Raw genomic sequence first — 10,122 nt, 5'->3', positions numbered from 1 at the left:
CGGCGGTGCCATTGACTAAGCCAATCGTGTAGGTTTGATCGCTGCTGCTGGCGTTACTTAACGTCACTTTAAATTCAGCTGCTTGACCTTCAGGCACGGTCTCACCAACCAAAGACACTTCTGTGATCACAGGTGTGTCATCATCATCTTGGATGGTCGCAGTGCCTGTCACCCCACCCACTTGGAGGTCGAAGGTTTCATCCGGCTCATCGATGGTGTCTTGCGTGGTATCCACTGTTGCGGTGAACATGGTGACGCCCGCAGGGACTGTGATTTGCCCCGTATTAGCATCATAAGTCACGCCATCACTAAACACGATGTTGGACACGTTGGTATCGTAATCATCATCGCCGGCTGTGCCATTGACTAAGCCAATCGAGTAAGTTTGGTCTGTGCTGCTGGCATTACTTAACGTCACTTTAAATTCAGCCGCTTGACCTTCAGGCACGGTCTCACCAACCAAAGACACTTCTGTGATCACAGGTATGTCATCATCATCTTGGATGGTCGCTGTGCCTTGAACAGGTGTTGGTTGTGTTACTGTCGTGCCATTGAGAGTAAAAGATTCATCGCTTTCCGATATTTCATCTTCTATTGTGGGAATCGTAACTTGTAACGCTGTCTCACCACTAGGCACTGTAATAATTAGTTCTCCTTGTGGACCAAGTTCAGGGTTTAAGATCGTTCCGTCTGGAAGCGTAATTTCAACTAACAAGCTATCAAAGTCTTGCCCGTCAAAAGCCGTACCTTGATTCAAGGTTAGCGTTACTTCAGTATCTTGGTTACTTGGTTGGTCTAAAGTCACCTCAAATACGACATTTTCGCCTTCACTAACGGTCGGGCTACTAATGTCTTGAACTTGAGAGAAAATAATCGATTCTTCTACTTGGAGGCTTTGAAGTAACTCCAATAGAGAGAGTATTTGAGTATTAGAAAGTGCTCCTAAGCCATTTGCATTTGTTTCAAACAATGTGGCTGCTAGGCTTTCAGCTCCTATTCGATCGATTGCTCCACTAACCTGAAGGCTCGAACCTATAGCCTCTCCCGCGGCAGGGTTAAAATCATCCCCTAGTTGCGTTGGGTCACCACCTTGAGCAATAGCCTCAATCACTTGTTGAACATCAGACGTAATATCTTGCCTTGAACCATCACTTACAACCCTTTCTACCGCCACATTACCCGGTTGTGAGAGCTCTTGGATAACCAACTCTCCCGGTAAGGGATACTCGCCACTTTTGAGTTGCTTGATATTGCCATCAAGGCCTATAACTACTGTCGCGCCAAATAAAGCACGTAGATTAACTTGTCCCATATTTACCTCGCCTGCCCTTGGCTTAGTTAAATATTTGTCACCCCAATATTTACGTCTATAGTTTAGTCAACTCATGGCTATTATGCTTTTTAGCAACCGCGCTACTTTAAATTTGACTTTATGGGACAACGTCAAATTTCACCTGGTAGTGAAACGGAACTATTGCTAACTATCTTATTAATAGCTAGAGCATTTTCACTTTGATTAAAGCAAGCAATTCCCGTTGCATATGCTAGGGTTTAGTTAAGGAACAAAAAATTTTTGTTAATAAATGCCTTTGTATAACAGCAAGTTGGAAATTAGTTCTTACTCGTTGTTATTTATGTCATTCGGTCTCACTTTTGAGATGCACTTGACAAAAAACAACCCAATTTTTAGGAGAACTACTGTGAAATGGACTCGACTAACCATCGCTTGTTGCAGTGGCCTAATTGCATCACTTCCTGCTTTTGGGCAAACACTAGAGCAGGCTGTAGCTCTAACATTGAAAAGTAACCCTGATATCAAAAGTGCATTCAACGAATTCACTAGTAGGAAATATGTCAATGATGCGTCTTCTGGAGCGTATCTTCCGAAGGTTGATCTTGATGCAGGCATTGGGTATGAAAGAGTTGATCCAGCAGACCTTGACCGCAGTGAAACTGACTTAACACGAAAAGAAGCATCAATCACTCTAACGCAACTGATTTGGGATGGTTCTGCCACACTCAATGATATTGACCGTACTGCTGCCGATGCCGAATCATTGAGATATCAACTACTTGCCGACGCTTCCGACAAAGCTCTCGAAGTGACCAAAGTCTATCTTGATGCTGTAAAAGCGTATGAAATTTTAACGCTTTCAGAAAATAACCTAGCCGTTCATAAAAAGATTTACGTAGACATTAAAAAGCGTGTTACCTCCGGGATTGGGTCTACAGCAGACCTCACTCAGGTAGAAGCTCGCTTGGCAAAGGCTCATGGTAACTTAGCTGCTGCTCAAAACAATTTGTACGACTCGCATACTATGTTCACCCGATTAGTTGGGCAAACTCCGCAAGGACTCATTTTCCCAAGAGCCGACGAGAATTATCTTCCATACACGGTTGATGATGCTGTTGGACAAGCATTTGACCAACACCCTGTCATTCAAGTTGCGATTGCCGATGTAGACTCAGCCAAGTTTCAGTACAAGCAATCAAAAGGTGTCAACTACCCTACGCTATCGTTAGAGGCATCCCAAACCTGGCGAGATGATGCTGGTGGCATTGAAGGCCGCAGTGATGAAACTACTGCGATGCTGAGAATGCGTTACAACCTTTACAATGGTGGCAGTGATGCCGCAAACAGTGAAAATTTCGCCTACCAATTAAACAAAGCAAAAGACTTACGTGAGAGTGCATACAAAAACGTAGAAGAAGGGTTAAGACTTTCCTGGAGTGCACTTGATTTAACTCTACAACAAAAAGAGTTTCTTGCCGACCATGTAGATTCCGCCGCAGAAACAGTTATTGCCTATGAAAAGCAGTACCGGATCGGTAAGCGAACGTTGCTGGATTTACTGAATACAGAAAACGAACTGTTTCAGGCACGAAAAGACTACTTAGACGCAAAATATTCAGAGCAATACGCTAAATATCGAGTGATGAATGCCACGGGAGAGCTATTAAATGCTCTACGGGTTGACGTTCCTCAAGAATGGTTAGAGAAAGTGGAGTATTAATATGAGAGTGTTATTACTAAGCCTTTCAGCACTTATGATCTGCGCCTGTAGTTCTAGTGATGGAACTGGGGATGAGTATGATTACATTCCAACACCTATAGCTGATCAGTCCGCCGACCATATGGATGATGACGGAGATGGCGTAATCAATCATCGGGATTTATGTCCGGGAACACCAGAAGGATCCGAACTTGATAACGATGGGTGTGGAGAGTACGCAAAATCTTCACAAAAAATGCAAATTAGAGTGTTATTTGCGAACGACTCCGACGCCATCAACCCAATTTTTGCAAAACAGATCAGTGACCTGGCGGACTTCCTTAAAGAGTACCCTAGTACATCAATAGAGCTTCAAGGCTATACAAGCATCACAGGTACTGACGAATACAACTTAGATTTGTCGAAAAGAAGAGCTGAAAATGTGCGCCAAGAACTTATTAAAAATGGTATTTCACCTAACCGCTTAAGGATAGTGGGTTTCGGAGAAACAAAATTGGCTTCTTTCGGTACCGATGAGGTGAGCCATGCTCTAAACAGACGGGTTACAGCCACCGTCATTGGCTACAAAGGTGAAGTGAAAAAGGAATGGACGATTTTTACCGCACTTCCTAAAAGCTAAAAGTACCACTAGATCAACAAAGGGGCTTGTCATTAGCCCCTTTGATTTATTTTTGCCAACAAGTATTACTAATCGCTAGCTTTGAGCCCACCTTGTTCAAATAAGTAAGTAGTTAAATCTGCAGCAGTCATACCATCGAACTCAATAGACATTGACTTACCGTCTTGATTAATCGTTAACGCCGCCCCTGTTTGTGAATCCGCAATCGAAATTACACCTTGCAGATTGTCATCAGGAATCGTATCCAACAACTCGGAGATATCGTTGAAGGTGACACCTTCCAATACTTCGGACAAATCAAGAATATCCTCATCGACAGTGAAATCTTTAATACGGTCAACAGCGCCATTTTCAACATCTACCCACGCAAAAATGTCTGCACCATCATCACCAATTAGAATATCGTTTCCTAGACCACCAACTAAGATATCATTACCGCTACCACCCGAAATGGTATCTTCACCGGCCTCGCCTAATAAGTAATCATCACCACCTCTGCCATACAGAGTATCATCATCATTACCGCCACGAATACCATCAGAGCCATTGTCTGAACCCCAGATAGTATCGTTACCATCTCCGCCATAAGCGGCTAAGTTACCACCTTGGCTAGTGACAACATCATTACCAGAGCCTAGATTTACCGTATCTGTCACAGGTTGAACTTCACTTTCTACGCTTTGTAGCAGCACTCCATCAGAGTCATGAATACTCTGTTTTGTATCCATAAAGTCTGAGTTTTCAAAAAAGCTTCTATCTGGAGTTTCACCACTCGTATTTGGAAGAGAGCTACCCGTATCGATAACGTAGTCTCCTTTACCTATACCAAAGTCTATTCGATCATTACTGTCACCGCTGCTAACCCTGATGTTATCGGTCAATTCAACTTGTTGCTGGAACGGGCCTTGAGGCCCTATCGCACCATGAGCGCCTAATGAATAAGTAAAGTTCGCCGAGTTGTTAATTGGTTGAATAAGTTCAAACGTATCTACGCCAGCACCACCGAGGTGAACAGGCTGCTGCGTTACCGAAACTGGTATCTGGATGCTAGTTTCCGCTGAATCATTATTGCTCACTTCCGTCGCTATAGCTGATACATTCAAATTAAACTGCCCAGACTGACTAAACTTAGCTTCAAGTGAAGTTAAGTCCCAGCCGGTAATATCAATAGGAACTGATTCCACGGTTATCTCATTCCCAGAGCCATCACGTAATATCGTTCCAATCGGCACATCATTAAGTTGGATAGTTAATCGTTCAGAGTTGTCAGTATCTACTAAGGAAGCGCTAATTTCACTCAAAGCAATAAAGGCTCCCTCTTCACCAGCGTTTAACGTCTCTTTAATCACGATATCGTCAATGATAACGCCCACACTATCGGAACCCTTTGCTTCAAACATAACGCGATAGTTACCTGAATCTTCAATTGGAAGTTCAATATTTTCGATAGTTTGATAAGTGTAATCAAACTCGTTGAAATCAAATACTGTCACTTCAGAACTTGGGATCGGATTACCTAATGAATCTAGTTTGTACAACTTAACAACCATATCCGAGGCATGGTAGTCGCCAATTCGGATAGAGGCATCAAAATCTAGTGTATATTGAGCACTACCTCGACAAGATATATCTGTATATAAGTCTTTATCACCATGATGAGCTTCAAGCTCTAACACTTTGTTTGAAGAGCCATCCTTTAAGTATGCATCTTGACTTAAGACCTCAACCCCACCACCACTGTTATTTGTGCTCCATTCCCCTACAGTACCATCACCAGATACATTTTCGATATCAACAGAGGTGCTCGGACGAGTAACATCCTCAAAATCAATGGCCGCAATAGTTTTGCTAGAAACTACTTCTAAATTAGGCGTATCCGCTACAGCTACGATCTCAATATCTAAGGTATTTGACGCGCCAGTGTTGGTCGTGTAAGTGATTGTTGGAACATCCCCACTCCAATGCTCGGTAGGCGTAAATGAATAGCTACCGTTTTCATTGAGAACGAAAACTCCTTGATTGCCGAATGTGTACTGTGTGCCAGCATCAAACGAGCCGTCTACCCCTTCAATCGAGTAGGTATCGACTAACAACGTAGAATCTATATCCTCGTCATTCGATAACACGTTGCCAGTAGCAGTATGATGCTCATTAGCTTTTGAAGAATCTTTATCAGTAACTGTCGGAGAGTCGACCGCTTCGACTTCAATATTCAGTCTTGCTGATGCACCAGTATCTGTCACGTACGTAATGGCAGGTACATTACCATTCCAATTATCCGCAGCCTCAAACAAAAATTGACCATTGGCTTGGATTGTAATGAATCCCCCTTCAATAGCGACTCGGCTTCCAACCGAGTGCACTGTATTAGAGCCAGCAATTGAGAACTCAGATACAGACTGAATAATACCCCCATCATTATCTAGAAGGTTACCCGATATGTCCTGTCCCTCAGTCGTCTTGACAGTATCGTCTAACGCCCTAATTTCAGAAGCATCAATCAGATTAAAATCAATACTAATTGTTGCTTCAGATTGTGAGCCATCAGAATCTTCTAGTGTATAAGTGAATGATTCGACCGCATCTTCTGGAATCGCATTATGTGAAGTGTTGATTACATACTCATAAGTACCGTTTTCGTTCAACGTTAATTGACCATATTGGCCTTGTAGAGCTAGACCAATTGCACCTACAGTGCCAGTACTGCTTCTAACAGACACAACGGAAACATCATCTTGCGCGATCTCATCTGGGCCAAAACCGTTATCTTCATAAACATTACCGGATAAAGAAGGCTCAGAATAATTGCTATCTGGGACAAGTTTAATGGCAAGATCGTACGATGTATCCTGGTTCTCAGAAGTATTTATTGAGGTAACAACATTACCGTTAACATCCTTGAAGCCAACAACTTCTACAGAATATTCTTTACCATCAAAGTTAAATGTCGCGGCTGTACTTGTAATGGTTACTATATCGTCACCGGAACCGACATCATTTGGTGTTTCGTTATGGTCAAACTCGATGTCCAGTTCGACTAGTTGACGGTTTCCATAAGTATCAACCAACTCAAAACTTACAGATAACGTTGCTCCTGTAATCGCCGTTCCAGAGCTGATCGGGTTATTGAAGTGGGTAAAAGTACCCAGAATAACGTCTTCATTTAACGGAAGCTCACCGTTCAAACCCAAGTCATTGTCGATAAAACCGTAACCTGATTGAGGATCATTGTCATCGGTAGTTCCCCAACGCAGCTGATCATTGGCGCTATCATTATCATTACTATCGAAAACGGAGGTATTAGTACCCCCCTCTATCGAACTCCACGCTGCTTCTATGCCACCGACACTAAACGAGTCGATCACGACATCAAGTGTATGTGAGTCGTCTTTTGCAACAGGTGCAGAATCTGCAATATCGACTAGGATGGTATGTCTTGTGCCATTCACATCCACATGGAAGCTATCTTGGTCACTGATTTCATCAGAATGATCACGTTGAGGTGGCTGATATACAATCTTACCGTCTTGTAATTCTACAACTCCACCAAGTTCGGTGCTGATAGATGTGACACCGGCCGGGAAAGCAAAACCACTCGGTAAACCAACAAGCTCTAACTCTTGACCTTCCATAGACTTAAATTGAGTCAGTGTTTCGTTGTCTGTTATGTTTACTCCCGTAGAATGATCACCGATTTGGATCTCATAGTACTCTGTGGATTCAGTCTGGAGGTCATCCACAGTAGGAATAGTGATAGTAAACGAATCAACACCTTCAGGAACAATCAATGAATTAGTTACATTATCATAGGTTACGCCGTCACTAAATATAGCACTTGCAAAGTTTATATCTTGGCTGTCTGCTGTGGTTGACCCTGTACCAAATTTTACAGGGTATTTATACTGAGTAGCTGTAGTTGAATCTAATGAAACGTCGAAGACTAAATTAGCCCCTTCCTCGATGCTATTTGCTTGCGCGTCAATAGCTTCAATTAATGGTTTTGGTGGTAAATTAGCCTCTAAACCATCTTTATCTAAAGTCACTTGTGACTCGTTACTGTAGTTTCCTGAAGAATCAACAACCTTATAATCAAATGTATCTTCTTGAGGCTCAGCTTCGATATATTTGAGCTCCCAGTTACCATCGCCTTCAGTAGTAATATCAATCGAAGTAATCAACTTACCCACTGGGGAGTTAAAGATAATTTCCTGTAATGCCCCTTCATTCCCTTCAAAGCCATCAGGTTTTGTATACTTAATCGTATCTGATGAATCATCGTCATACTTAACGACAAACACCGCGTAGCTGTCATTTGAACCATATTCAAACTTTCCACCTAGCCCATCTAACCCTATAGCTAACGAATCGATTGGTGTATTAGCAAAGTCTATCGTAATGACTTCTCCGGCATTGATACCGCTATTGCCATCGACACCAATGCCGTACCCTACGTGGTCGGCATCTGGATCACCCCGGAATTGTGTTAGTAAACCATCGTCAGTGCTTATCCTAATGATATGACCGTTGCTCAATGTCATTATTCTTACACTGCTAGCGTTACCATCCGATGAATCACCCCAGTTATAAAATTCGGTTTGGCTCGAACCAAGCTCTTGCTCAAATGTATCCTTTGTACCAAGCAAGAAACCAACATTTTCAGTATCTGGTTCATAGTAAATACTGTCAGGGTCGTAAGGAGTACCTTGCTGAACTACTTCGCCGGTTACCTCATCTACAATATGCAGATCCGTTGATTTGATTTCTACAAACTCAGTATCACTGACTTTTAGGAATAGCTTTCCGTCATCAGGAAGCTCTGTAACGACAATATTTAGAGGCGTTTCAGATAGGTCATCTTCTTTATCTGAAATATGATCATCATCATTTTCGACATTATCGAAGTTTGTATTGAACACAACCTTCGTTTTGCCTGTTGTGCTGATAGTTTCAGTAAATGACTCAGATTGTGGTGGGTTCGAATCAACATGGTAAGTTTCAGTATCCGTTGCAGTCACGGCATTACCTGCACCATCAGTAATGGTTACAGACGCAGTGATAGCTTGGCCATCGACACCAACCAGTTTGCTGGCATCCACGTCCACGGCGAAGCCAAACTGGTCATTGCCTAGGTCAACCACTTTCGCCGTGGTTAGAAGGTTTTCACTGAGCGCTAAAGTAACGGTATCACCGACTTTCACATCGCCGCCTACCGTACCTGACAGCGTTACTTTGCCAGTGCTTTCTACTTCATTAATGGTGTTGTCGTCACCCACCACGATTGGATCGAGGTTGATACTCGCCGTCGGCGCGTCTACATCGACTAGGTAGGTTTCAGTATCCGTTGCAGTCACGGCGTTACCTGCACCATCAGTAATGGTTACAGACGCAGTGATAGCTTGGCCATCGACACCAACCAGTTTGCTGGCATCCACGTCCACGGCGAAGCCAAGCTGGTCATTGCCTAGGTCAACCACTTTCGCCGTGGTTAGAAGGTTTTCACCGAGCGCTAAAGTAACGGTATCACCGACTTTCACATCGCCGCCTACCGTACCTGACAACGTTACTTTGCCTGTGCTTTCTGCTTCGTTAATGGTGTTGTCGTCACCAACCACGATTGGATCGAGGTTGATACTCGCCGTTGGCGCATCCACATCGACTTGGTAGGTTTCAGTATCCGTTGCAGTCACGGAGTTATCTGCACCATCGGTAATGGTCACCGATGCAGTGATAGCTTGGCCATCGACGCCAACCAGTTTGCTGGCGTCCACGTCCACGGCGAAACCTAGTTGGCCGTTGCCAAGGTCGACCACTTTAGTCGTCGTCAGGGCATCATCACCTAACTGTAAAGCAACGGTATCACCGACTGTCACATCACCGCCGACCGTACCTGACAGCGTTACTTTACCTGTGCTTTCTGCTTCGTTAATGGTGTTGTCGTCACCCACCACGATTGGACCTAGGTTGATACTCGCCGTCGGCGCGTCTACATCGACTAGGTAAGTTTCAGTATCCGTTGCAGTCACGGCATTACCTGCACCATCAGTAATGGTTACAGACGCTGTCACAGACTGGTCGTTGAAGCCCGCTAATGTGCTAGCGTCAACATCCGCGCTAAAGCCAAGCTTGCCATCAGCTAGCTTGATAACTTCCACTTCAGCCAGCAGGTTATCGCCCAATTTCAGTTGAACCGTATCACCTTCAACAACCTCACCACCTACAGTACCGGTTAGAGTAACTTGGCCTGTCGCTTCCGCTTGGTTAATGGTGTTGTCGTCACCCACCACGATTGGATCGAGGTTGATACTCGCCGTCGGTGCATCCACATCGACTTGGTAGGTTTCAGTATCCGTTGCAGTCACGGCGTTACCTGCGCCATCGGTAATGGTCACCGACGCAGTGATAGCTTGGCCATCGACACCAACCAGTTTGCTGGCATCCACATCCGCGCTAAAGCCAAGCTTGCCATCAGCTAGCTTGATAACTTCCACT

4 protein-coding genes are annotated in these 10,122 nt (G+C 44.0%); 2 read left to right on the top strand and 2 right to left on the bottom strand.

Annotated elements, in window-relative coordinates:
- A partial coding sequence (locus ACTS60_RS00465) for a Calx-beta domain-containing protein (protein ID WP_440886743.1) occupies positions 1–1,312 on the bottom strand: 1,312 nt, incomplete at its 3' end.
- 388 nt (positions 1,313–1,700) lie between these two features.
- Between ACTS60_RS00465 and ACTS60_RS00460 the strand changes: the two genes are divergently transcribed.
- Together ACTS60_RS00460 and ACTS60_RS00455 are read left to right on the top strand one after the other, a co-directional pair.
- Positions 1,701–3,014, top strand: coding sequence for a TolC family outer membrane protein (locus tag ACTS60_RS00460; protein WP_171052040.1), 1,314 nt, complete (start codon positions 1,701–1,703; stop codon positions 3,012–3,014).
- A gap of 34 nt (positions 3,015–3,048) precedes the next feature.
- Positions 3,049–3,633, top strand: coding sequence for an OmpA family protein (locus ACTS60_RS00455; RefSeq protein WP_440886744.1), 585 nt, complete (start codon positions 3,049–3,051; stop codon positions 3,631–3,633).
- A 68-nt stretch (positions 3,634–3,701) separates the two neighbouring features.
- Here the strand turns inward: ACTS60_RS00455 and ACTS60_RS00450 are convergent.
- Positions 3,702–10,122: Ig-like domain-containing protein (locus tag ACTS60_RS00450; RefSeq protein ID WP_440886742.1), on the bottom strand; the 6,421-nt coding region annotated here is incomplete at its 5' end.

This window comes from Vibrio sp. WZ-1 (assembly GCF_052037695.1).
Classification (GTDB): Bacteria; Pseudomonadota; Gammaproteobacteria; order Enterobacterales; family Vibrionaceae; genus Vibrio.
This window is presented reverse-complemented; position numbering and strand designations above follow the sequence as displayed.

What these genes read in the sequence shown, in the direction of transcription:
- ACTS60_RS00455 (WP_440886744.1), top strand. Translation starts at nt 3,049, where the DNA reads ATGATCTGCGCCTGTAGTTCTAGTGATGGAACTGGGGATGAGTATGAT.